This is a genomic window from Streptomyces sp. NPDC058464 (assembly GCF_042721035.1).
In the GTDB taxonomy this organism is placed as follows: Bacteria; Actinomycetota; Actinomycetes; order Streptomycetales; family Streptomycetaceae; genus Streptomyces.
This window is the reverse complement of sequence record NZ_JBHXMA010000045.1, coordinates 14,318-35,273: the sequence shown is the minus strand read 5'-3', so window position 1 is coordinate 35,273 and position 20,956 is coordinate 14,318. Positions and strand designations below refer to the sequence as shown.

Sequence of the window (20,956 nt, the reverse complement as noted above, 5' to 3'; positions counted from 1 at the left end):
TTCCGTGCAAACGACCGGGGACGAGAGAGGGAAGATCGTGACGGAGATCGTCGGCAAAGAGGCGCCACCGGCCGTGGCGGACGGCGGGACGGACGGCGGCACGGGCAGCGGCACGGACGGCAAACGGACGTACAACGACTGGGCGCAGAACGACACGCTGGAGGACTACTCGCTGCGGTACGCGCCGAAGTCCTTCCGCCGCTGGACCCCCTACGTGGTGGCCACCACCGCGCTGGGCGGCATCGCGTATCTCGCGGACTTCGCCATCGGCGGTTCGATCGCCATCTCCAACGGCTTCTCCAGCGCGATGGTGGCGATCCTGACCGCGGCCGTGGTCATCTTCCTCACCGGCATCCCGATCTCGTACTACTCGGCCAAGTACTCCATCGACATGGACCTGTTGACCCGGGGCGCGGGCTTCGGCTACCTCGGTTCGACGCTGACCTCGGTCATCTACGCCAGCTTCACCTTCATCTTCTTCGCGCTCGAGGGCTCGATCATGGCGCAGGCCCTGGAGCTGGGCCTGCACATCCCGCTCGCCGTCGGCTACCTGATCTGCTCCCTCATCATCCTGCCGCTGGTGATCTACGGCATGACCGCGCTGTCGAAGATGCAGGTGTGGACGCAGCCGGTCTGGCTGGTGCTGATGGTCGCGCCGTTCGTGTCCATCGCGATCCAGGAGCCGGGCAAGTTCTCGGAGTTCACGCACTTCGCGGGCAACTCGCCCACCGGGTCGAGCATCAGCATGCTCGGGGTGGGCGCGGGCGCCGGTGTGGCGCTGTCGCTGATCGCGCAGATCGGTGAGCAGGTCGACTACCTGCGGTTCATGCCGGACAAGACGCCCGAGAACAGCAGGAAGTGGTGGGGTGCGGTGCTGTCCGCCGGTCCCGGCTGGGTGGTGCTCGGCGCGGCGAAGCAGATCGGCGGCGCCTTCCTCGCCTTCTACATCGCCGGAAGCGTGGGCCTGGCCAAGGCCAACGAGCCGATCCAGCAGTACGTGTCCGGCTTCAAGACGTTCGCCGCGCCCGTCGCGCTGGGCCTGGCCACGTTCTTCGTGATCCTCTCCCAGATAAAGATCAACTCGACGAACGCGTACTCCGGTTCGCTGTCCTGGTCGAACTTCTTCTCCCGGCTGACCCACCGTCACCCCGGGCGCGTGGTCTACATCTTCCTCAACGTCGGCATCGCGCTGGCCCTGATGGAGGGTGGCGTCTTCGGCTTCCTCAACACCGTCCTCGGCTTCTACTCGAACGTGGCGATCGCCTGGATCGGTGCGGTCGTCGCCGACCTGGTCATCAACAAGCCGCTCAAGCTCAGCCCGTCGTACATCGAGTTCAAGCGGGCCCACCTGCACAACTTCAACCCGGTCGGCTTCGGCTCGATGCTGATCGCGTCGGCGGTCTCGATCGCCGCGTACTTCAACGCGTTCGGGGAGTACGGCAAGGCGTACTCGCCGTTCATCGCGCTGTTCCTGGCGATGGTGCTCTCGCCGCTGTTCGCGGTGCTGACCAAGGGGAAGTACTACATCGCCCGCGTCGACGACCTCGCGGAGCCGCTGCTGGACGCGGACGGGCTGCCGTCGGCGGTCACGCTGACGTGCACGGTGTGCGCGACCGACTTCGAGCGGCCGGACGTGGCGAACTGCCCGTTCCACTCGGGGGCGATCTGCTCGCTGTGCTGCAGCCTGGAGAAGGACTGCCACGACTCCTGCAAGACCGGTCCGGTCGCGCTCGCCATGCCGACGGTGCGGTCCGCGGACTGACCCCTCCCCGAACTATCGCTCCGGCCCGTGCCCTTCGGCGCGGGCCGGAGCTCCTGTGTACAGGCCGTCCATCAGGAGCCTGATCTGGCGGTCGGCCTGCCCCTTCCAGTCGCCGGCCACGTCCAGCCGCAGCAGGCCGCCCATGGCCCGGACCACGTCGGCCGTCTCCATGTCGGCTCGGAGCGTCCCGGCGGCGACGCCCGCGGTGAAGAGCGCGTCGATGGTGTCGTAGACCTTCGCGTACGACTCCTCCGCCCCGCCCGAGCGCAGCGCCTGGGACATGTGCTGCTTCGTGACGAGCAGGCCCGCCAGCCGGCCCATGAACTCGCGCAGCGCCCGGTCCGGCGGGAGGGTCGCGAGGAGGTCCGCCGCGTCGGCGCACAGCTGGTCGACCTCGTGCTCGTAGGCCGCGAGGACCAGTGACTCCCGGGTCGGGAAGTGCCGGTAGAGGGTGCCGATGCCGACCCCGGCCGCCCTGGCGATGGCGTCCAGCGGCGCGTCCTTGCCGGTGCGCGTGAACTCCTCCAGCGCCGCCGCCACCAGCTTCTCGCGGTTGCGGCGGGCGTGGGCGCGCACGGGCCGTGCGGGTCCCTGTTCGTTCATGCCGTACTCCCCTCCAGGCCGGTCACCGTACCGGGCATCCTGCCCACTTGCTTACCGGAGGATCCTCCGTTAACGTTTCCGCTACCGGAGGATCCTCCGGTATCAGTGATGGTAACCACTGCGCACATCGAACGGAGTCATGCCGTGGACACGGTTTCTCTCGGTGACCTCACCACCTCCGCCCAGGGTCTCGGCTGCATGGGCATGAGCGAGGGATACGGCCCGACCAGCTGGGACGACGCGATCGCCACCATCCACCGGGCCCTCGACCTCGGGGTCACCCTCATAGACACCGCCGACGCCTACGCCTTCGGGCACAACGAGGTGCTGGTGGGCCGGGCGATCGCGGGCCGGCGGGACGAGGTCCAGCTCGCCACGAAGACCGGCATCGACCGCATGGGCGGCGACACCTGGGCGCTGCGCGGCGACCCCGGCTACATCAGGCGCGCCTGCGACGCCTCCCTGCTGCGGCTCGGCGTCGACCACATCGACCTCTACTACCTGCACCGGCCGCCGCAGAACGCCGAGATCGAGGAGTCCGTCGGCGCCATGGCGGAGCTGGTGAAGGAGGGCAAGATCCGGCACATCGGCCTCTCCGAGGTGAGCGGCGAACTGCTGCGGCGCGCCCACGCCGTGCACCCGGTCACGGCGGTGCAGAGCGAGTACTCGATCTGGTCCCGGGACCTGGAGACCACCGTCGGGGACGCCCTGCGCGAGCTGGGCGTGGCCCTGGTGGCGTACTCGCCGCTCGGCCGGGGCTTCCTGACCGGCACGGTCGACGTGACCGCGCTGCCGGCGAGTGACGCGCGGCGGCGGCTGCCCCGGTTCCGGACGACGGACAACGACGTGATCGCGGACGCCGTCCGCGCCCTGGCGGAGGCCAAGGGCGTGACCCCGGCACAGCTGGCGCTGGCCTGGGTGCGGGCCCGGGGTGCACACCTCGGGGTGCCCGTGGTGCCGATCCCGGGGACGAAGCGCGTGAAGTGGCTGGAGCAGAACGTGGCCGCCGCCGCCATCGAGCTGACCGCCGACGAGGCCGCCACACTGGACGGGCTGGCCGCGCGGACGGTGGGCGGCCGCTACTGAACGGCACCGGCGCCGGAACCGGGGCGAGGGCACACGCGCCGAGGCCGCGGCGCGTGTGACTGCCCTCACACAACCCGGGTCGAACTTCTCCCGCTCCACCCCGTCCTGCCGATGTCCCAAAGAACCCACCGGACACGGAGAAGAACATGACCACGCCCCTGACCGATCCCCTGACCACCGGAACGCACACCGTCGAGATCGACGGCCTCGTGCAGCGCTACCACGTGCACGGCACGGGTCCGGTGTGCGTCGCGCACTCCGGCGGCCCGGGGATCGACTGGGAGTACCTGCGGATGCCCGAACTGGAGCGGCACCTCACGGTCGTCTACCCGGAGCCGATCGGCAGCGGGGCCTCGGGCCGGCTGCCGTCCCACCCCAACGGCTACACGCGGGCCCGCTACAGCCGGTTCCTCGGCGCACTCCTCGACCACCTCGGCGTTCCCGAGGTGCACCTGCTGGGCCACTCGCACGGCGGCTTCGTCGCCCAGTACCACGCCCTGCACCATCCCGAGCGGCTCGCCGGGGTGATCCTGTACGAGAGCCTGCCGGTGACCGGTCCCGAGCACACCGACGAGACCGTGCGCCAGGTGGCGGCGTTCGCCGCGCGGCATGCCGGCCACCCCGGGCTCCCCGAGGTCCTGGCCGCCTTCCAGGCCATGCCCGCCGTCACCGACGACGCGGCGCAGACCGCCGTCGCCCGGGCGCTGTTCCCCGCCTACTTCGCCGACTACTGGGGCCGGGAACAGGAGTTCGCGCCCATCCGGGCGGCCGTGCGGGCCACGTACGTCTCCGGCGTGGACGAGGACCTGTCCCCGATCGTCTTCGACGACCGGGCCGGACTCGGCAAGATCACCGTGCCCACCCTGGTGCTGGCCGGCCGCCACGACTTCATCTGCGGGGTGCGGTGGGCCGAGGAACTGCACAGCCTGGTCCCCGGCTCGGAGCTGGTGATCCTGGAGAACAGCGGGCACTTCGGCCACATCGAGGAGCCGGAGGCCTTCACGGCGGCGGTGACGGGGTTCGTGACGAGCGGCCGTTAGGCGAGCCGCCTTCCCGAGAGAGAACGATCCGAAAGAGAATCGGAGCCATGAGCAGAGTCGTTGAGCCGTCCGTCGCCGAACAGTCCGAGGCCGAGGCGCTCTTCCAGTTCGAGACCCGCGCCCCCGAGTCCGTCCGCACCGCGCTCGGCATGAGCGCCGCACGCATCGGCGGCGGAGTGGTGCTGTCGATGACCGACGACGTCACCCACTTCTGGAGCAAGGCCCTCGGCTTCGGCGTCGCCACCCCCGTCACCGCGGACCTCGTCAAGGAGGTCTGCGACTTCTACCGCGCGGCGGGCACCCCGCAGGCCGTCCTCCAGATCGCCCCGGCCTTCCTGCCCGAGGACTGGGCGGACATCTGCGAGCAGGAGGGCATCACCGCGTCGGGCTCGGCCTGGGTGAAACTCGTCTGCCCGGTCGACGAGGCCGTCGCCCGCGCCGACGCGTCCGGCCGGTCCCCCGACGGGATCCGCGTCGCCCCGGTGGAGGCCGGACAGGCCGACGTATGGGGCGAGGTGATGATGACGGCGTTCGGCATGCCGGTCGAGCCCTACGCGCGGATGGCGGCCGGCAGCGTGGGGCAGCCCGGCTGGCATCCCCACGCGGCCTGGCTGGACGGGGAGTTGGTCGGCACGGGCACGATGTACGTCCGCGACGGGACGGCCCAGTTCTTCGCCGGCTCCGTCGCGGCGCACGCCCGCAACCGCGGCGGCCAGACCGCGCTGCTGGCCGCCCGGGCCCGCCGGGCGCAGCAACTGGGGTGCGGGACACTCGTCGCCGAGACCGGCGCCGAGACCCCCGGCACCCACAACCCCTCCCTGCACAACATGCTCCGCCTGGGCTTCGAGGTGGCCTACGAGCGCCGCAACTGGCTCTGGAAACCGACCGCCTGATCCGGCGGCCCTGCCGCCCGGACGCTGCGTGCCACCACCTCGGCGGCGGCACGCAGCACGGCCGTGCACCTGGCGCGGACCGGGCGCGGACCCGGTCCGCGCGTCCGCCCCGGCGACTTACGATGAGGCGTGTACTCCTGGAGTGAAGCCCTCACCCTGACCTCGGCGAGCGCCTGGGACGAGCTCTTCACCGGCCTGCACGGCGCCAGCCGGATCAGCGTGCCCGACCACGACGCGCCGTGGCGCGCCCGCCTGGAGTGGCAGCAGTCGACGGCGTACGGCGTCGCCCTGTGCGGCGGCGGGCGGGAGGTGGTGCAGCGGGAGACCCGGCACATCCGGTCCGACCCGCGGGGCACCTACGAACTCCTCGTCCCGCTCGCCGGTACCGCCTGGGTGGAACAGGGGCCGTCGGCCGCGGAGATCCGGGCCGGGAGCATGGTGCTGTGCGACATCGACCGTCCGATGAAGTTCGCACATGACGCGGACTTCCTGTCGATCGCCTTCATCATGTCCGGCGAGGACGTCTCCGCGCGCAGCCGGATCGCGGCCGGCGAACCGCAGTTGCTCGGGGCCGAGCGCGGACTGGGCCGGATCGTCCGGCAGTTGACGACCACGCTCCACGAGGAGCGCGAGGAACTGTCGGAGACCACCTTCGACCTCGCCTGCGACCGGCTGCTCGACCTGGTCTGCCTGGCCGCGGAGGGCGGCACCGACACGGCGCCCGCCGGTCAGCGGGCGACGGTCGAGGCCGCGGTGCGCCGCTACGTACGGCAGCACGCCTGCGAACGGGACCTGGACGTCGTCGCCGTCGCGGGGGCGCTCGGCTGGTCGGTGCGCTATGTCCAGCAGGTGCTCCAGGAGGCCGGCACCACGGCCCGGGACCTGATCCGCCGCGAACGGCTGAACGCGGCCCGCGAACGGCTGGCCGGGCCGGGCTGGGCGTCGTACTCGATCGCGCAGATCGCGCACTCCTGCGGCTTCGGCAGTCACGCGTCGTTCGCGACCGCGTTCCGGGCGGAGTTCGGGACGACCCCGAGCGAGGCCCGGCGGCGACGCGCTAGCTGAAGTAGCGGCGCGGGTTGTCGACCAGCATCGTGGTCAACTGGTCCTCCGTGACGCCTGCTCGGCGCAGGGCCGGGACGACCTGGTCGTGCAGGTGGGTGTAGTGCCAGTCCGGTGCGATCTGCTCCTTCACGCCGGGCGGGAACCAGTCGATGTGGCAGGACGCGTCGTGGGAGAGCACCATCCGCCCGGCGAGCCCCTCGGCGGCGAGGGCCGCGACGGTCGCCACCCGCTGGTCGCCGGGGAGCAGGATGTCGAGGCCGAAGCGGTCCATGCCGACGTACGAGCCGTTGTCGATGAGTTCGTGCAGGTAGTCCAGATCGGCGGTGTCACCGCTGTGCCCGACGACCACCTTGCCGAGGTCCGCGCCCTCGCTGCGCAGGATCTCCTGGGCGACCAGGCCGGTGCGTGCGGTGGCGCTGGTGTGCACGGTGATCGGGGCGCCGGTCCGCAGATGGGCCTGGGCCACGGCGCGCAGCACCCGCTCCACGCCCGGGGTGAGCCTGTCCTCGATCGCGCACTTGAGGAACGCGGCCCGGATCCCGGTGCCCGCGATGCCCACGGTGAGTTCGCGGACGAACAGCTCGGTCATGCCCTCGGCACCGCCGAGCAGGGTGCCCGGGCCGTGGTAGCGGAAGTAGTCCGGGACGTCGGCCAGGGTGTAGATGCCGGTGGCCGCCACGATGTTGAGGTCGACCTGCTCGTTGACCCGGGCGACGCGCGCGACGTCGCGGCCGAGACCGATGCAGGTGGGGTCGACGATGGTGGTGACGCCGGTGGCGGCCAGCGCCTTGAGCCGGGTCACGGCGTCGTCGACGCGCTCCTGCTCGTCCCAGGTCTCCGGGAGGCTCTGCCGGAACTCCTCGCTGAGCACGAAGACGTGCTCGTGCATCAGTACGGTGCCGAGGTCGTCGGCGGGTACCGGGCCGCGGACCGTCTGGACCGTGGGTACCGTCCCGGCCGGGGAGTCGGTGGTCATGGGTTGTTGTCGCCTTCCTGCGCATGACGTGGGAAGACCGACTTTTCCAGCGCGGGGGCCACACCGTCTTTCGCGTCGACGCACGGTTCTTTCGCCTCGGCGTACTCCGCGGACATGAGCGGCAGCGAGAGATGGCCCAGGTCGCCGGGCGGGGGTGTGCGCAGCGACCACAGGGGGGCGGGGGTGCCGTCGGCGACCGCGGCCGGGGCGTCGGTCAGGTTCATGCGCTCGCGCAGGCGGCCGTAGAAGTCCATCGGCGCGAGCCTGACCACCCGCAGCCGGGTCGGGGCGGCGTACACGCCGATCCAGTCCCCCGGCTCCAGCACGCCGCGCACCTGGCCGTCGACGCTGACCGCGGCCTGCCCGGAGCGTTCCAGGACGCGCAGGCCGACCGCCTCGTTCGCGGCCGTGACGACCGAGCGGTTGAACGCCATGTGCGGGGCGACCGCGGTGAAGACGAGGCCCTCCGCGCAGGGCGAGACGACGGGCCCGCCGGCGGCGAAGCTGTAGGCGGTCGAGCCGGTCGGCGTCGCCACCAGCAGCGCGTCGGCGGAGTAGGAGGCGAGCAGCCGGCCCGAGACGTACACGCCGACGGAGACCTGGCGGTCCCGGGACAACTTCTCCAGCACGATGTCGTTGACGGCGGTGACGTGCAGCGGGATGCCCCAGTCGGTGTCCTCCTCACAGTCCGTGCGTACCTGGGGCGGCGGCAGCAGCGGCCCGCGGCCGTACTGCATCAGACGCTCCATGTCGGCCGGCACCTCAAGGCGCCGGGAGGCGCGCATGGTGAGCAGCAGTCTGCTGTCGACGGTGTACCGGTCCTCGCGGATCGCGTCCAGCGCCTCCCGCACCGAGCAGACCGGCACCTCGGTCAGGAAGCCGACCCGGCCCAGGTCGACGCCGAGGACCAGCGCGTCGTTGCGGGCGGCGAGCCGGGCGCCGCGCAGGAAGGTGCCGTCCCCGCCGAGGGTGACGATCAGGTCCGGGTCGCCCGCGGCCGCGACCTCCTCCCCGGAGTGGTGCCGTCCGCCGTCGTGCCACACGTCGATGTCGGTGCACCGCACGTCGTGCTCCGCCGCCCACGCCCGTACCTCACAGGCCGCGTCCACCGCCTCCGCGCGCCCGCCGTGCACCACAAGTCCGAGCCCGTTCACCGTCATCTCCGCCTCCAGGACACCGTGGCCGGCTGCTGCTCCCACGCTGTCACGGGCGGGGCGGATCTGTCGGGCGGAGCGGGATCACAGTCCGGATCGGGGTCCGGATCGGGCTCCAGATCGGGGTCCGGCTCACAGTCCGAGGGAGATGGCCAGCCGGGTGAGCTCGGCGGTGGTGTTGATGTCGAGCTTGGCGCGGATACGGCGCAGGTAGGCGTCGACCGTGTGCCGGGAGAGCCCCATCAGCCGGGCCGCCTGGAGGTAGGTGCAACCCGCGGCGATGTGCTTCAGCGTCTCGCGCTCACGCGGGGCCAGCGCGACGGCGACGGTCTCGGTGTGCTGGGTGACTGCGGTGAAGCTCATGAGCGGGATCCTTCGCATGAGGTCGGCCGAGATTGACCAATAGGGGCGATTTGTCCGTTTACAAAACCCTGACAACGCGAGGTCATGACGCTGTCCGCCGACTGTCACAGGCGCGTCACAGGGACCTGGGGGGCCGGTGTGCCACGCGCCCGGGGTGGCAGCGGCGGCGGATTGGTGCTCATCGGCGGCCGGGATCATCCTGGGGAGAGAGCCGGCCGTGCAGGTTCCGCGAAGGATGAGCGGCGATGGAACGACGTCCCACCCCTCCCAGCCAACCGGCGCAGACGCACGCCGTGCCCCAGGGGGCCCGCACCGCCACGGTCACGGTCGACGAGCGGGGCATGGTGTCCGGCTGGAGTGACGGTGCCCGGCTGCTGCTGGGGTACCCGCCCGCCGAGATCCTGGGACAGCAGGCCGCCAGACTGCTCGCCGACCCCGACCGGGACGCGTGGCGGGAGGCGGCCGCCGGACCGCGCTGGAGCGGGACCGCGGCGCTGCGCCACCGCGACGGGCACCGGCTGGACCTGGACGTCCTGGTCCACCGCAGGCCCTCCGGCGAACGGCCGGGCGGCACGGAGTGGCTGGTGGTGTCCCCCGTGGCCGGCCCGGCGGCGGCCGCCGCGGGCGAGGCGCTCGGCGAGTGGGCCTTCCAGCAGTCGCCGTGCGTCGCGGCCGTCTTCGACGAGGGGCTGCGGCTGGCCCGGGCGAGCGTCGCGACGCAGCGCACGCTGTCGCTGGCGGAGGGGATGATGCGGGGGCTGCGGCTGACGGACGTCGTGCCGTACGAGGGCAGCGCCGAGGCCGAGGCCGGCATGCGACGGGTCCTGGACGGCGCCGGGCCGGAGGAGATCAGCCTCCATCTGGATCCGGCCGACCCGGAGCGCACCTGGCACGCGTGGCTCATGCCGCTGAAGGACGCGGACGGCCGGGTGCGGGCGGTGGCCCTGACGGCCCACGCCGACGCCTCCCAGCAGCTGGTACGGCGCCGGATGCTGCTGCTCAGCGAGGCCGGGGTGCGCATCGGCACCGGCTCCGACGCGCAGCGCACCGCGCAGGAACTGGCCGAGGTCGCCGTCCCCGCGTTCGCCGACGTCTGCGCCGTGGACCTGCTGGACGCTCCCCGGCACGGCGCACCGCCGCCCGACGGCGTCGCCCTGCGCCGGGCCGCCGTGCGCTCGGCACCCGACGGGCCGCCGCTCCCCCGGCCCTCCGGCGAGGTGCTGCGCTGCCCGCCGTGGTCGCCGCCGGGCCGGTGCCTGGCCGAGGGGCACGGCAGGGTGTACCCGGCCGGCGACGAGGTCGTGGGCCGCTGGGCGCGGGAGGATCCGCAGGCCGCCTCCTGGGTCCGGGAGAGCGGGGCGCACTCACTGCTGGCGGTGCCGCTCAGGGCGGGCGACCTCACCTTCGGTGCGGCCCTGTTCGGGCGGAGCCGGCGCACCGAGCCGTTCGACGCGGACGACCTGTGGCTGGCCGAACAGCTCGCGGCCCGTACGGCCACCAGCATGCAGGGTGCCGTACGCACCCAGCGGCAGCACACGACCACGATGACGCTGCAGCGCAGCCTGCTCCCCCAGACCCTGCCCGAGCAGGCCGCCCTGGACATCGCCACCCGCTATCTGCCGTCGGTCAGCCAGGCCGGGGTGGGCGGCGACTGGTTCGACGTCATCCCGCTGTCCGGGACCCGGGTCGCGCTCGTGGTGGGCGATGTCGTCGGCCACGGCATGCGGGCCGCCGCCACCATGGGCCGGGTCCGCACCGCCGTCCGCACCCTGGCCGACGTCGACCTGCCGCCCGACGAACTCCTCAGCCACCTCGACGACCTGGTCGTCCATCTCTCCGCCGAGGAGGCCGGTGCCGACAACTCCGCCGACACCGCCGGCGGCGTGGGCACGACCTGCCTGTACGGCGTGTACGACCCCGTCACCCGGCGGCTCTGCGCCGCCCGGGCCGGCCACCCGCCGCCCGCCGTGGTCACCGCGGGCAGCGTCCGCTTCCTCGACGTCCCGGCCGGACCCCCGCTCGGCCTGGGCGGGCTGCCCTTCGAGTCGTACGAGACGGAACTCCCCGAGGGCAGCCTGATCGCCCTCTACACCAATGGTCTGCTCGAACCCCGCGAGCACGACATCGACGACGCCCTCGACACGATGTTCGCCGCGCTCGCCCGCCCCGCCCGGAACCTCGACTCCGTCTGCGACCGGGTCCTGACGTCCATGCTCACCCACCGCCCCGACGACGACATCGCCCTGCTCGTCGCCCGCACCCGGGCCCTGCACGCCGACCGGGTCACCACCTGGGAGCTGCCCTTCGACCTCGCCGCCGTCGCCGAGGCCCGCAAACTGGCCACCGAGCAGCTGGCCGCGTGGCACCTGGAGGAGGCCGCGTTCATCACCGAGCTGATCGTCAGCGAGATGGTCACCAACGCGTTCCGGTACGGCCGCCCGCCCGTCCGGCTCCGTCTGATCCACGACGACCACACCCTCACCTGCGAGGTCTTCGACTCCAGCAACACCGCCCCGCACATGCGGCGGGCCCATACCTACGACGAGGGGGGACGCGGTCTCCTCCTGGTCGGCCAGCTGACCCAGCGCTGGGGCACCCGGCACGCGGGCACGGGCAAGACCGTCTGGGCCGAGCAGTACCTTGCCGAGGTCGGATGAAGTCTGCCGCCGCTCGGCAGCGCCCCGAAGGGGCGCGGGGCTGTATCTGATATGCGGCTCCGCCGCGTGGGCGCGACCAGCCACAACGGCGCCGCAGACGAACAACGGCGCATGGCGGCCCTCCCGGCGGAGCGCTCAGCGGCGGAACACGGGGCGGGCCCAGCCCGGCGGCCGTGGGGCGCGGGCCGCGTCCCGCCCGACCGTCGGCGGGCCGTCGGCCGACCGCTGCTCGGCCGGCTCCTCCGCCGCCCCCGCCGGACCGGCGCCGTACGCGGCCAGCCGCAGTTCGCCCACGAACTCCAGGCAGGAGCCGTACCGGTCCTCGGGGACCTTGGCCAGCGCCCTCGCGAACACGTCGTCGAGCGCCGGCGGCAGCCCCGCCCGCACCTCGCTGAGCGCGGGCGGGGCGTCGTACTGGTGCGCCCACAGCAGCGCGATGTCCTCGTCCCGGACGAACGGCGGGCCGCCGGCGAGCATCTCGAAGACCACGCAGGCGAGGCTGTAGAGGTCGCAGCGGCCGTCCACCGGGCGCCCCGAGATCTGCTCGGGGGCCACGTAGTCCAGCGTGCCGACGAACTCGCCGACCGTCGTGAACCCCGTCAGCGACAGCGACTTCTTGGTGAGGCCGAAGTCCGTGAGATAGACGTGCTCCGGGTGGTCGCTGTCGGTGCCCTGCGCCACCAGCACGTTGCCGGGTTTCACGTCCCGGTGCACGAGGTCGTGCTCGTGCGCCGCGTCCAGCGCGGAGGCGACCTGGCCCGCGATCCGCAGCGCCGCGTCCACCGGCAGCACGCCCTCCTTGTCGAGCAGCGCGCGCAGGTCCGGGCCGGACACGTAGCGCATCGCGATGTACAGCACGCCGTCCGTCTCGCCGGCCTCGAAGATCGGCACGATGTGGGGGTGGTCGATGGCGGCGGCGACCCGTGACTCGTGGGTGAAGCGGCGGCGGAAGGTGTCGTTGCGGGCCATCTCGGGGGCCAGCAGCTTCAGGGCGACGGTCCGGTCCAGGCGCAGGTCCGTGGCGCGGTAGACGACGGCCATGCCGCCGCGTCCGATCTCGCCCTGGACCTCGTAGCCCGCGATGCGCGTCGCCATCACCCGTCCACCCCGTAGCTCCAGAAACCTGCCCAAATCGTATCCAGGGGTGCGGTGCACGCGCGAGGCCGCTTGATCGGCTCCGCCGCCGCGGCCGGCGTCCGTGCCACCCTGCTGGTCGGTCCGCAGTCCCGGGGTGGTCGACCCCGTGCTCTCCAGTAGGCCCGCGGCCCTCGAGCGGGGCACGTTCCGACGGTTCGGGACTTGACACGGGGCACGGGCGCGGGCGCGGGGCACGGGGAGATCCGCGATCAGGAGGGCGTCGCCTGCCAGCCGGTCCAGCGCGACACGGTCACGAGGACGACCGGGCCGCCGGGTGGGCGCTCCCGGTACTGCGGGTATTTCTCGCGCAGCGGCTCGACGACGTCCGCGTCGGCGGGAACCACCCTCGCCTCGCCGTCCGCCCGGACCCACCACAGGCGGTCCCAGTTCTCGTCGTACGCGTCCACGAGCAGGCTGACGGCCGGCCGCGCGGCGATGTTGCGCAGCCGCTTGAGGCGGGGTGTGGTCTTGGGCTTGTGGTCCACGGCCGTGACGATCCCGTCGGTGCCGTGCCGTGCGAAGACGACCGGCACCAGATGGGGCCGGCCGGCCTCGTCCACGGTGGCGAGCCGTGCCACCCGGGCCGCGGCGAACCGGCGCCGTGCCTCGTCCTCGGCCAGCTCCGACACCACGCACCCCGCTTCCGTCAGACCCGGCCCAGCACGTCGAGCACGTCGGCGTCCGTCAGTTGCCCGAAGTCGTCGTACCACTGTCCGACCGCGCTGAACACGGCCGGCCGGCAGGGGCAGACGACGAGGTCGGCCTCGGCGGCGAGCGCGTCCAGGGAGTCGGGCGCGCCGACCGGGACGGCCAGCACGGTCCGTGCGGGGCGCCGGCCCCGGATGTGGCGCAGTGCGGCGCGGGCGGTGGAGCCGGTGGCGAGGCCGTCGTCGACGACGAGCACGGTACGGCCGCGCAGTTCGGGCGGCGGACGGCCCTCCCGGTAGCGGCGCTCGCGGCGGCGCAGTTCCTGCCGCTCCCGCTCGACCACGGGGGCGAGGTCGTCCTCGGTCAGGCCCAGGTGGGCCAGGGTCGCCGGGTCGAGGAGCGGAGGGTCGTCCCCGGCGATCGCGCCGACGCCGAACTCCTCGTGGTGCGGGGCACCGATCTTGCGTACGACGAGCACGTCGAGCGGGGCCACAAGCTCCCGCGCCACCTCGGCGGCCACCGCCACCCCGCCCCGGGGCAGCGCCAGGACGATCGGGTCGGGCAGGGCGCCCTCGTCGCGCAACCCGGCCAGTGCCGCGGCGAGTTCGCGGCCTGCGTGCGCGCGGTCCCGGTAGCGCATGGGGCGTCCTCTCCGGCCGGGGTCGGTCCCCCTCCTCCATGGTCACACCGGGTGCGGCGGCGGGTGACATCGGAGGTGGGACGGTAACGGCCCGGTGGGCGCCGGTCGCCGGACGGGTCCGGTCAGTGGCCGGTGGGGGCGTCCCCGCGGAACGCCCCGGCCACCACGGGGACCAGCTGCCGCTCGATCTGCTCGGCGGACAGGGCGGCCAGCTCGGTGCCGATGGGTGCCAGGGCGAGCCAGTTCAGCAGGCCGGCCGCGCACCGCGTACGGAAGATCAGTTCCTCCTCGCCGACCCCGGGAAGGTTCGCCGTCAGCACCCGGAGGGCGTCCCGGCGGCTCCGGTCGAACTTGGCGGCCAGCCGGTCCCATCCCTCGGGCGGGTCGATGCCGACGCGCGCCACGGTCCGCATCATGGCCAGGTCCTGTCCGCCGGCCGCCAGCGCGCGCATCATCGGCCGGGCGAACGCCGTCGCCACGTCCTGGAGTGTCGCGTCGGAGCCGAGCGCGTTGAGCTCCAGGAGCTGCGCGTCCAGATACCGCTCCAGCGCGTGCTCTATCGCGGAGTCGCACAGCGCCTTCAGCGACCCGAAGTGATAGCTCACCGCGGCGACGTTGGCTCCGGCGCGATCCGTGATCTCGCGGAGTGTCACGCCCTCCTGGCCTCGCTGCGCGAGCAACTCCAGGGCGGCCGTCTGCAGGCCGTCCCGGGTGCGCTGACCGGCCTCCCGGCGCAGATCCGTCCTTTTCGCCCCTGTCACGCCATGAAGTCAAGCAGCCGCTTGACTTCATTGTCAAACGGCGCGCGACACACAATTCAAACAGTCGCTTGACAGCTCGCGCGGCCCGTCCATAAAGTCAATCGAGCGTTTGATTAACCAAGACGCGAGAGACGCCGTCGCGCCGGATCCCGATCCCGGATCCCGCGAACGAACCTGGAGGAACACGACATGAAGCTGCTCAGCCGGAAGTCGATCACCGCCGCCACCGCAGTGGCGGTCCTGGGAGGTCTGTCCATAGCCGCCGTCCCGTCGCAGGCGGCAAGCCCCGCCCACACCGGCGCGGCGGCCCACAGCAGTACCGCGGTCCCGGACCTGACCCCCCGCCAGCTGGCGGAGCTGCCGCTCACGGACCGTCACCTGACCAAGCACGAGAAGCGGAATCTCGCGATCGTCCTGCGCGACTACCACGTGGCGGAGGGCAAGAGCATCGACGTCAAGACGTTCGTCGACAGCTTCGCCGAGGACGGCGTCTTCAACGACATGGTCCCCGGCGTGGCCTACCGGGGCGAGGCGCTCGGCAACGTGCTGCCCTACATGGCCAACCTCTTCCCCGACGTCCACCGCGAGCTCAAGCGCATCACCGTGAACGGCGACGTGATCAGCATCGAACTGTCGATCCAGGGCACGTTCGAGGGGCCGCTGCAGTCGCCGGCGGGCACCGTCAAGCCGAACGGCGCGAAGATCGACGTACCGACCGCCGACTTCTGGTACCTGAAGGACGGCAAGGTCGAGCAGTTCAACTGCTTCGTCGGCTACTCGACCATGTACAAGCAGATGGGCATCGACTTCGACTGGGCCTCGGCCGTCAAGAACCACTGAGCCGCTTCCGGCGGGTGATGCGCGGCGCCACCGGCCGCACATCACCCGCCGGCTTCCGTGTACCCGCCGGCTCCCGTAATCGCCGATGTCCGTACCCACCGACTTCCGTCACACCGACTTCCGTCACGCCGGCGCTTCCGGAGCAGGAAGCCGTCCGGCAAGGAGATTCCGATGACCACCGCACCAGATCACGAGTTGACCGCCGGGGTGAAGGTCCCCCTGGTCGGTTTGGGGACCTACCTCATCCCGGACGAGGAGGCCGCGTCCGCCGTCGGGAACGCCCTGGCCGCCGGATACCGGCACATCGACACGGCCGAGGTGTACGGGAACGAGCGCGGCGTCGGCGAAGGACTGCGGCGCGGCATGCGGCAGGAAGGACTCGAACGCGGCGACGTGTTCGTGACGACCAAGCTGTGGCCGCTGACGGAGGAACGCAGCAAGACGGGCGAGGAGACCCTGCGGTCCCTCGACGAGAGTCTCGACCGGCTCGGCCTGGAGCAGGTCGACCTGTATCTGGTCCACGCCACGTTCGGGCATGAGCAACGCCTGGAGCAGTGGCAGGCACTGGTCGAGGCCCACAAGAGCGGCAAGGCGCGCGCGATCGGCGTCTCGAACTTCGACGCCGCCCACATCGACGAGCTGACCGAGGCGGGGCTTCCCGTTCCGCACGCCGACCAGATCGAACTGCACCCCTGGTCGCAGAAGCCCCGGCTCGTCGCCCACCTGCGCCGGAAGGGCATCACGCCCATCGCCTACAGCAGCCTGGTCCCGCTGTCGACCTGGCGCACGGCGCCCGGCCACCTGAGTGGGAAGACGCGGGAGATGCGCGCCGAGGGCGAGCGCCCCGACTCCCCCTTCAAGAGGCTGGCGGAGAAGTACGGCGTGACCGAGGCGCAGCTCCTGCTCGGCTGGGGCGTGCAGAACGACTATCCGGTGCTTCCCAAGAGCACCGACCCGGTCCGCATGCGCGAGAACCTCGACGTCTTCTCGTTCCGCATCGACGACGCCGACCTGGACCGCATACGCGACATGGACCGCGGAGCGGGGATCGCCTGGGGCGAAGTGGACCCCACCACACACGGCTGACCAGCACCGGAGCCGCCCACCGCCACTCGGAACCGATCATCAGAAAATTCGTACACGCGTTCTATACACTGTGTGTATAGTCCCGGCATGCCACTTTGGAGCAAGCTTCCGAGCAAGAAGAGGGAAAGACGGCCCTCCGGGTTCCGATCCGCCACCGGAACCCGGTCCGGCCGTTTCCGTCTGCCGGCGCTCACCGCCGCGGCCGTGTCGCTGACCCTCGCCCTGGCGGGCTGCGCACAGGTCGACACGACCTCGCCCGCCGACGCCCGCAACCACGCCGGCACGACGGCCCAGGCCCGGTTCGGGACCGTCGACTGCCGCGAGGCGAAGTGCATCGCGCCCACCTTCGACGCGGGGCCCAGCGAGAACTCGGCACGACTGCTCGACATCCTCAAGGAGAAGCACGTCCCGGCGACCTTCTTCCTGCTGGGCAAGCGGCACATCGAGAAGTACCCGCAGCTGGTGAAGCGGATGGCGGCGGAGGGACACGAGGTCGCCAGCCACACCTGGGACCACAAGATCCTCACCCGCATATCCGACCGCCAGATACGCGAGGAGCTCACCCGCACCGACGACGCGATCGAGCACCTCACCGGGCGCAAGCCCACACTGATGCGCCCGCCGCAGGGCCGGACCGACGCGAACGTGCACCGCATCTGCCGGCAGCTGGGCCTCTCCGAGGTGCTGTGGAGCGTGACCGCGAAGGACTACATGACCACCGACTCGGCGCTGATCGAGAAGCGGGTCCTGGACCAGGCCTCCCGGGACGGCATCATCCTGCTGCACGACCTCTACAAGGGCACCGTGCCCGCCGTTCCCGGCATCATCGACGCCCTCAAGGCGCGCGGGTACGTGTTCGTGACGGTCCCCCAGCTGCTCGCCCCCGGCAAGGCCGAACCGGGAAAGGTGTACCGGCCCTAGCCCCCTCGGCTCGCCTCCGCCTCGGCACACCCGGCACCCCAGGCAAGCTTCTAACAAAATAATCATCGAAATTGTCAACAATCCTGGGCCTCCTTGCCTACAGTCGGGGACTCGACAGAGCCGCACAGCAACCCGCTGTACAAGGAGGTCCACGGGTGGAGATCAACCGCAGAACCGTGATCCGGGGCGCCGCAGCCATGGCCGCGTTCGGAGTCGCCGAGGGCGCGGCGGGCACGGCGTTCGCCGGTACCGCGTCGTCGGCCGACTCGTCGACCACGACCTCGGCGTACTCGCTGGAGCTCGACTCCACCGCCTGGTCGTACGACTCGGCCAACGACGTGTACTACCAGCTCGGCAAGGTGTACGTCACCGCCCCGGCCGCCACGGACATCGAGAACCTGTCGATCTACGTGCCGGGCGCCTACCTGACGGCCACCGCCAACAGCGACGGGGCCACGTACACCGCGACGGTCAACCCGAAGGGCACCGTCGGCGCGTACTCGGGACGCACCGCGCCGATCGTGATCCCGGTCAACACCCCCGGCTACGCCGCCCAGAAGCCGGCCACGTCCTACAGCTACAGCAGCGTGTCGCAGTACCTCGCGGCCGGGCACATCTACGTGTGGCCGGGCCTGCGCGGCCGGGACAGCTCCACCAGCACCCGTTCCGACGCGGCCCCCTGGGGCGTGACCGACCTCAAGGCCGCGGTCCGCTTCCTGCGCTACAACCGGAACGTCCTGCCCGGCAGCACGGACGACATCGTCCTGTTCGGCATGAGCGGCGGCGGCGCCCAGGACACCGTGGCCGGCGCGTCCGGCGACAGCCCTCTGTACCACCCCTACCTGCGCACGATCGGCGCGGCGATGCAGGACGCCAAGGGCCGCCCCCTCAGCGACGCGGTCGCCGGCGTCATGGCCTGGTGCCCGATCACCAGCCTGCACGAGGCCAACCTGTCCTACGAGTGGAACATGGGCCAGTTCGCCTCGACGGGCACCCGCGCGACCAGCACCTGGACCAGCGCCTACTCGGCGGACCTCGCGAAGGCCTGGCCCAGGTACGTCAACCGCCTCGGTCTGCGCGACGAGCGGGGCAGGCGCCTGAAGCTGACCGAGTCCGGCAGCGGCACCTACCTGGCCGGCAGCTACTACGACCACCTGATCGAGGTGATCACCACCTCGCTGAACAACTTCCTGGCGGACAACACCTTCCCGTACACCATCACGACGATGGGCGGCCCGCCCGGATCGGGCCAGACGGGCTCCTCCACCACGTACGAGACCGTCGACGACTACATCGCCTACCTCAACACGAACAGCACCTGGGTCACCTACGACGCCACGACCAACACCGCCACGGTGTCCGGCCTCCAGGGCTTCGTCACCAGCCAGAAGACCGCGAACAAGCCGGTCGGCGCATTCGACGGGTACTCCCGCGCGCAGACCGAGAACGGCGTCTTCGCCATGGGGCTCAACGCCCCGGCGCACTTCGCGCCGCTCACCCGTGACGTCATCGCGGCCAACGAGTCGACGTACGCCACGTACTCCGACTGGAGCTCCGACTACGGATCCGCGGCGTACGACAGCGACTTCGCGCTGAAGGACAGCGTCGGCAAGGACATGGCCTGGCGGGCCGACGCCTACAACCCGCTGTACTTCCTCTCGCCCGCCTTCGCCGGCTACCGCCGGTCGCAGCCGGCGCGCCACTGGCGCATCCGCACCGGCATCATGCAGGGCGACACCGCCAACACCACCGAGATCAACATCGCGCTGGCCCTGCAGAACTACGGCATCCGCGACGTCGACTTCGCCACCGTGTGGGCCCAGGGACACACCCAGGCCGAGCGCACCGGCAACTCCACGACGAACTTCATCAGCTGGGTGGAGTCCATCGTCAGGAAGTAATTCCCCGGTCCGGACGGCCCGGGCGCCCGACCGACGAGCCTCGGTCAGCGCCCGGGCACCGGAGCGGAGACGCCCCCGGCAGCTCGCTCGACGCCGCCGCCGGGATCCGAACCCCGGACCGCGTCTAGGACACCTGCCAGGTGAGGTGCAGCTCCTCCGGTGAACGGTGGATCATCGTCGGCCGCATGGTGACCGGACGGCCCTCCGCGAGCCGCAGGTCCGGGAGCCGGCGGGTCAGCTCCTCGACCGTGACCCGGAGTTGCTCGCGTGCCAGCTGGGCGCCGACGCAGGCGTGGGCGCCGAAGCCGAAGGCGAGGTGGCGGGCGGGGGCGGCCCGGGTGATGTCGAACGTATCCGGGTCGGGGTACCGCGCGGCATCCCGGTTGGCCGCCCCGAAGGCGACGAACAGCTCGGCCCCGGCCGGGAGTTCGGTGCCCGCCAGGGTGACCGGGCGGGTGGTGACCCGCCGGAAGCCCTGGAGCGCCCCGTCGTGCCGCGCCGCCTCCTCCACGGCGGCCGGGATCAGGTCGGGCCGCTCGCGGAGCAGGTCCCACGGGCGCCGGTGGCCGAGCAGGTGCAGGACGGTGGTGCCGATCAGCGCGGTCGTGGTCAGGTGCCCGGCGATCAGCAGGTTCTGCAGGTGGGCGACGGCCTCGTGGCGCTGTTCCAGGGGCAGTTCGGTGTGGCCGGGTTCGGTCACGGAGGCGACGATCTCCGTGGCCAGGTCCTCGCGTGGGTGGGTGTAGCGGTCGCGGGCGCAGCGGTCGAGGACGTGCTGCATGGCGACGACGTCCTCGGCGGCGGCAATCTGCTCGGCCTCCGGCAGCGGCCGGAACAGCAACTCCTCGGCGCGGCGCCCGCCGTGCACGACGAGGGGCACGTCGGCGGGGTCGAGACCGACGATCCGTCCGATGACCTCGCCGGGCAGCCGCATGGCGTAGGCCGACATCAGCTCCACCCGGCCGTCCGTCACGAAGCCGTCGACGAGGGCGGCGGCGCGGTCACGGGCGTACGGCACGGCCGCCGCGACCCGGGCCGGTGACAGCGCCCGCACCAGTGGCGCGCGCAGCCGCTGGTGCCGTTCGCCGTCCGAGGTGACCACGACCGGCCGGCCGCCGAAGCCGCCGCCGAGCACGGCGAGCGCGGCGGGCGAGGGCATGACGTCCGGCCGTAACGCGTTCGCCGACGAGAACTCCTCCGTGCGGCGCAGCACTTCGCGGACGTCGGCGTCCCGGGCCACCAGCCAGGCGTCCAGTTCGGGCACCCGCACCAGCCCCTCCACGGCCCGTGCCCGCGCGTACTGCGGATAGGGATCGCGCATCAGGTCGTCGAGTCTGTCGTGCAGTTCGTGTTCCACGAGACGCCCCCCGGGACGACGACGGCGGTACGGACCGCGCTCATGGTGCCGTACCGCCGTGCCGTC

Annotated in this window: 19 protein-coding genes; 10 read left to right on the top strand and 9 right to left on the bottom strand. The window is 71.9% G+C overall.

The features are described from left to right. Positions 1 to 37 precede the first annotated feature (37 nt). Positions 38 to 1,762 (top strand): hypothetical protein, encoded by a 1,725-nt coding sequence (locus ACFWPQ_RS41645; RefSeq protein WP_384047227.1) that lies wholly within the window; start codon positions 38 to 40, stop codon positions 1,760 to 1,762. Between the two features lie 12 nt (positions 1,763 to 1,774). Here ACFWPQ_RS41645 and ACFWPQ_RS41640 read toward each other — a convergent pair whose 3' ends face one another. After that, positions 1,775 to 2,365 carry a TetR/AcrR family transcriptional regulator gene (locus ACFWPQ_RS41640; protein ID WP_384047225.1) on the bottom strand — a complete coding sequence of 197 codons (591 nt, stop codon included), beginning with the start codon at positions 2,363 to 2,365 and terminating at the stop codon, positions 1,775 to 1,777. A gap of 108 nt (positions 2,366 to 2,473) precedes the next feature. Between ACFWPQ_RS41640 and ACFWPQ_RS41635 the strand changes: the two genes are divergently transcribed. From ACFWPQ_RS41635 to ACFWPQ_RS41620, 4 genes are all read left to right on the top strand, one after another. Continuing rightward, entirely contained in the window at positions 2,474 to 3,451 is a 978-nt protein-coding gene (locus tag ACFWPQ_RS41635; protein ID WP_384047222.1) for an aldo/keto reductase, read from the top strand. A 146-nt stretch (positions 3,452 to 3,597) separates the two neighbouring features. Next, positions 3,598 to 4,491, top strand: a complete 894-nt coding sequence (locus ACFWPQ_RS41630) for an alpha/beta fold hydrolase (RefSeq protein ID WP_384047218.1) — start codon at positions 3,598 to 3,600, stop codon at positions 4,489 to 4,491. A 47-nt stretch (positions 4,492 to 4,538) separates the two neighbouring features. Beyond that, complete coding sequence (locus ACFWPQ_RS41625; RefSeq protein ID WP_384047215.1) at positions 4,539 to 5,384, top strand: GNAT family N-acetyltransferase; 846 nt, start codon at positions 4,539 to 4,541, stop codon at positions 5,382 to 5,384. Between the two features lie 129 nt (positions 5,385 to 5,513). Further along, on the top strand, positions 5,514 to 6,449 hold the full coding sequence (locus ACFWPQ_RS41620; RefSeq protein ID WP_384047212.1) for an AraC family transcriptional regulator: 936 nt from the start codon (positions 5,514 to 5,516) through the stop codon (positions 6,447 to 6,449). Here ACFWPQ_RS41620 and ACFWPQ_RS41615 read toward each other — a convergent pair. The 3 genes from ACFWPQ_RS41615 to ACFWPQ_RS41605 form a co-directional block, all read right to left on the bottom strand. After that, positions 6,442 to 7,425, bottom strand: a complete 984-nt coding sequence (locus ACFWPQ_RS41615) for a phosphotriesterase (RefSeq protein WP_384047209.1) — start codon at positions 7,423 to 7,425, stop codon at positions 6,442 to 6,444. The two genes, ACFWPQ_RS41620 and ACFWPQ_RS41615, sit on opposite strands and share 8 nt — an antisense overlap. Further along, positions 7,422 to 8,585: an NAD(+)/NADH kinase gene (locus ACFWPQ_RS41610; RefSeq protein ID WP_384047356.1), complete on the bottom strand. Its 1,164-nt coding sequence runs from the start codon at positions 8,583 to 8,585 to the stop codon at positions 7,422 to 7,424. Before ACFWPQ_RS41610 ends, ACFWPQ_RS41615 begins: the two co-directional genes overlap by 4 nt. Before the next feature lie 126 nt (positions 8,586 to 8,711). After that, entirely contained in the window at positions 8,712 to 8,942 is a 231-nt protein-coding gene (locus ACFWPQ_RS41605; protein ID WP_361301067.1) for a helix-turn-helix transcriptional regulator, read from the bottom strand. 245 nt (positions 8,943 to 9,187) lie between these two features. Here ACFWPQ_RS41605 and ACFWPQ_RS41600 point away from each other — a divergent pair, with 245 nt between their 5' ends. After that, entirely contained in the window at positions 9,188 to 11,599 is a 2,412-nt protein-coding gene (locus tag ACFWPQ_RS41600) for a SpoIIE family protein phosphatase (RefSeq protein WP_384047205.1), read from the top strand. Between the two features lie 135 nt (positions 11,600 to 11,734). On the opposite strand, the gene ACFWPQ_RS41595 is transcribed toward ACFWPQ_RS41600, so the two are convergent. The 4 genes from ACFWPQ_RS41595 to ACFWPQ_RS41580 form a co-directional block, all read right to left on the bottom strand. After that, positions 11,735 to 12,694, bottom strand: coding sequence for a serine/threonine-protein kinase (locus ACFWPQ_RS41595; RefSeq protein WP_384047203.1), 960 nt, complete (start codon positions 12,692 to 12,694; stop codon positions 11,735 to 11,737). A gap of 251 nt (positions 12,695 to 12,945) precedes the next feature. After that, entirely contained in the window at positions 12,946 to 13,365 is a 420-nt protein-coding gene (locus ACFWPQ_RS41590; RefSeq protein WP_384047353.1) for a TIGR03668 family PPOX class F420-dependent oxidoreductase, read from the bottom strand. A 17-nt stretch (positions 13,366 to 13,382) separates the two neighbouring features. Beyond that, entirely contained in the window at positions 13,383 to 14,024 is a 642-nt protein-coding gene (locus ACFWPQ_RS41585) for a phosphoribosyltransferase (RefSeq protein WP_384047201.1), read from the bottom strand. A 122-nt stretch (positions 14,025 to 14,146) separates the two neighbouring features. Next, on the bottom strand, positions 14,147 to 14,785 hold the full coding sequence (locus ACFWPQ_RS41580; RefSeq protein WP_384047198.1) for a TetR/AcrR family transcriptional regulator: 639 nt from the start codon (positions 14,783 to 14,785) through the stop codon (positions 14,147 to 14,149). Positions 14,786 to 14,974: 189 nt separating this feature from the next. Here ACFWPQ_RS41580 and ACFWPQ_RS41575 point away from each other — a divergent pair, with 189 nt between their 5' ends. The 4 genes from ACFWPQ_RS41575 to ACFWPQ_RS41560 all read left to right on the top strand — a co-directional run bounded on the left by ACFWPQ_RS41575 (position 14,975) and on the right by ACFWPQ_RS41560 (position 19,533). Next, positions 14,975 to 15,625: a nuclear transport factor 2 family protein gene (locus tag ACFWPQ_RS41575; RefSeq protein WP_384047195.1), complete on the top strand. Its 651-nt coding sequence runs from the start codon at positions 14,975 to 14,977 to the stop codon at positions 15,623 to 15,625. 171 nt (positions 15,626 to 15,796) lie between these two features. After that, complete coding sequence (locus ACFWPQ_RS41570) at positions 15,797 to 16,711, top strand: aldo/keto reductase (RefSeq protein WP_384047193.1); 915 nt, start codon at positions 15,797 to 15,799, stop codon at positions 16,709 to 16,711. Positions 16,712 to 16,798: 87 nt separating this feature from the next. Then, complete coding sequence (locus ACFWPQ_RS41565; RefSeq protein ID WP_384047191.1) at positions 16,799 to 17,632, top strand: polysaccharide deacetylase family protein; 834 nt, start codon at positions 16,799 to 16,801, stop codon at positions 17,630 to 17,632. A gap of 155 nt (positions 17,633 to 17,787) precedes the next feature. Then, positions 17,788 to 19,533 carry an esterase gene (locus ACFWPQ_RS41560; protein WP_384047189.1) on the top strand — a complete coding sequence of 582 codons (1,746 nt, stop codon included), beginning with the start codon at positions 17,788 to 17,790 and terminating at the stop codon, positions 19,531 to 19,533. A 124-nt stretch (positions 19,534 to 19,657) separates the two neighbouring features. On the opposite strand, the gene ACFWPQ_RS41555 is transcribed toward ACFWPQ_RS41560, so the two are convergent. Further along, positions 19,658 to 20,890 carry a cytochrome P450 gene (locus ACFWPQ_RS41555; protein ID WP_384047186.1) on the bottom strand — a complete coding sequence of 411 codons (1,233 nt, stop codon included), beginning with the start codon at positions 20,888 to 20,890 and terminating at the stop codon, positions 19,658 to 19,660. Positions 20,891 to 20,956 lie beyond the last annotated feature (66 nt).

Excerpts from the sequence above, each read along its gene's own strand:
- ACFWPQ_RS41640 (WP_384047225.1), bottom strand. The coding sequence starts at position 2,365 with ATGAACGAACAGGGACCCGCACGGCCCGTGCGCGCCCACGCCCGCCGC.
- ACFWPQ_RS41635 (WP_384047222.1), top strand. The coding sequence starts at position 2,474 with ATGGTAACCACTGCGCACATCGAACGGAGTCATGCCGTGGACACGGTT.
- ACFWPQ_RS41630 (WP_384047218.1), top strand. The coding sequence starts at position 3,598 with ATGACCACGCCCCTGACCGATCCCCTGACCACCGGAACGCACACCGTC.
- ACFWPQ_RS41625 (WP_384047215.1), top strand. The coding sequence starts at position 4,539 with ATGAGCAGAGTCGTTGAGCCGTCCGTCGCCGAACAGTCCGAGGCCGAG.
- ACFWPQ_RS41615 (WP_384047209.1), bottom strand. The coding sequence starts at position 7,425 with ATGACCACCGACTCCCCGGCCGGGACGGTACCCACGGTCCAGACGGTC.
- ACFWPQ_RS41610 (WP_384047356.1), bottom strand. The coding sequence starts at position 8,585 with ATGACGGTGAACGGGCTCGGACTTGTGGTGCACGGCGGGCGCGCGGAG.
- ACFWPQ_RS41605 (WP_361301067.1), bottom strand. The coding sequence starts at position 8,942 with ATGAGCTTCACCGCAGTCACCCAGCACACCGAGACCGTCGCCGTCGCG.
- ACFWPQ_RS41600 (WP_384047205.1), top strand. The coding sequence starts at position 9,188 with ATGGAACGACGTCCCACCCCTCCCAGCCAACCGGCGCAGACGCACGCC.
- ACFWPQ_RS41595 (WP_384047203.1), bottom strand. The coding sequence starts at position 12,694 with ATGGCGACGCGCATCGCGGGCTACGAGGTCCAGGGCGAGATCGGACGC.
- ACFWPQ_RS41585 (WP_384047201.1), bottom strand. The coding sequence starts at position 14,024 with ATGCGCTACCGGGACCGCGCGCACGCAGGCCGCGAACTCGCCGCGGCA.
- ACFWPQ_RS41575 (WP_384047195.1), top strand. The coding sequence starts at position 14,975 with ATGAAGCTGCTCAGCCGGAAGTCGATCACCGCCGCCACCGCAGTGGCG.
- ACFWPQ_RS41570 (WP_384047193.1), top strand. The coding sequence starts at position 15,797 with ATGACCACCGCACCAGATCACGAGTTGACCGCCGGGGTGAAGGTCCCC.
- ACFWPQ_RS41565 (WP_384047191.1), top strand. The coding sequence starts at position 16,799 with ATGCCACTTTGGAGCAAGCTTCCGAGCAAGAAGAGGGAAAGACGGCCC.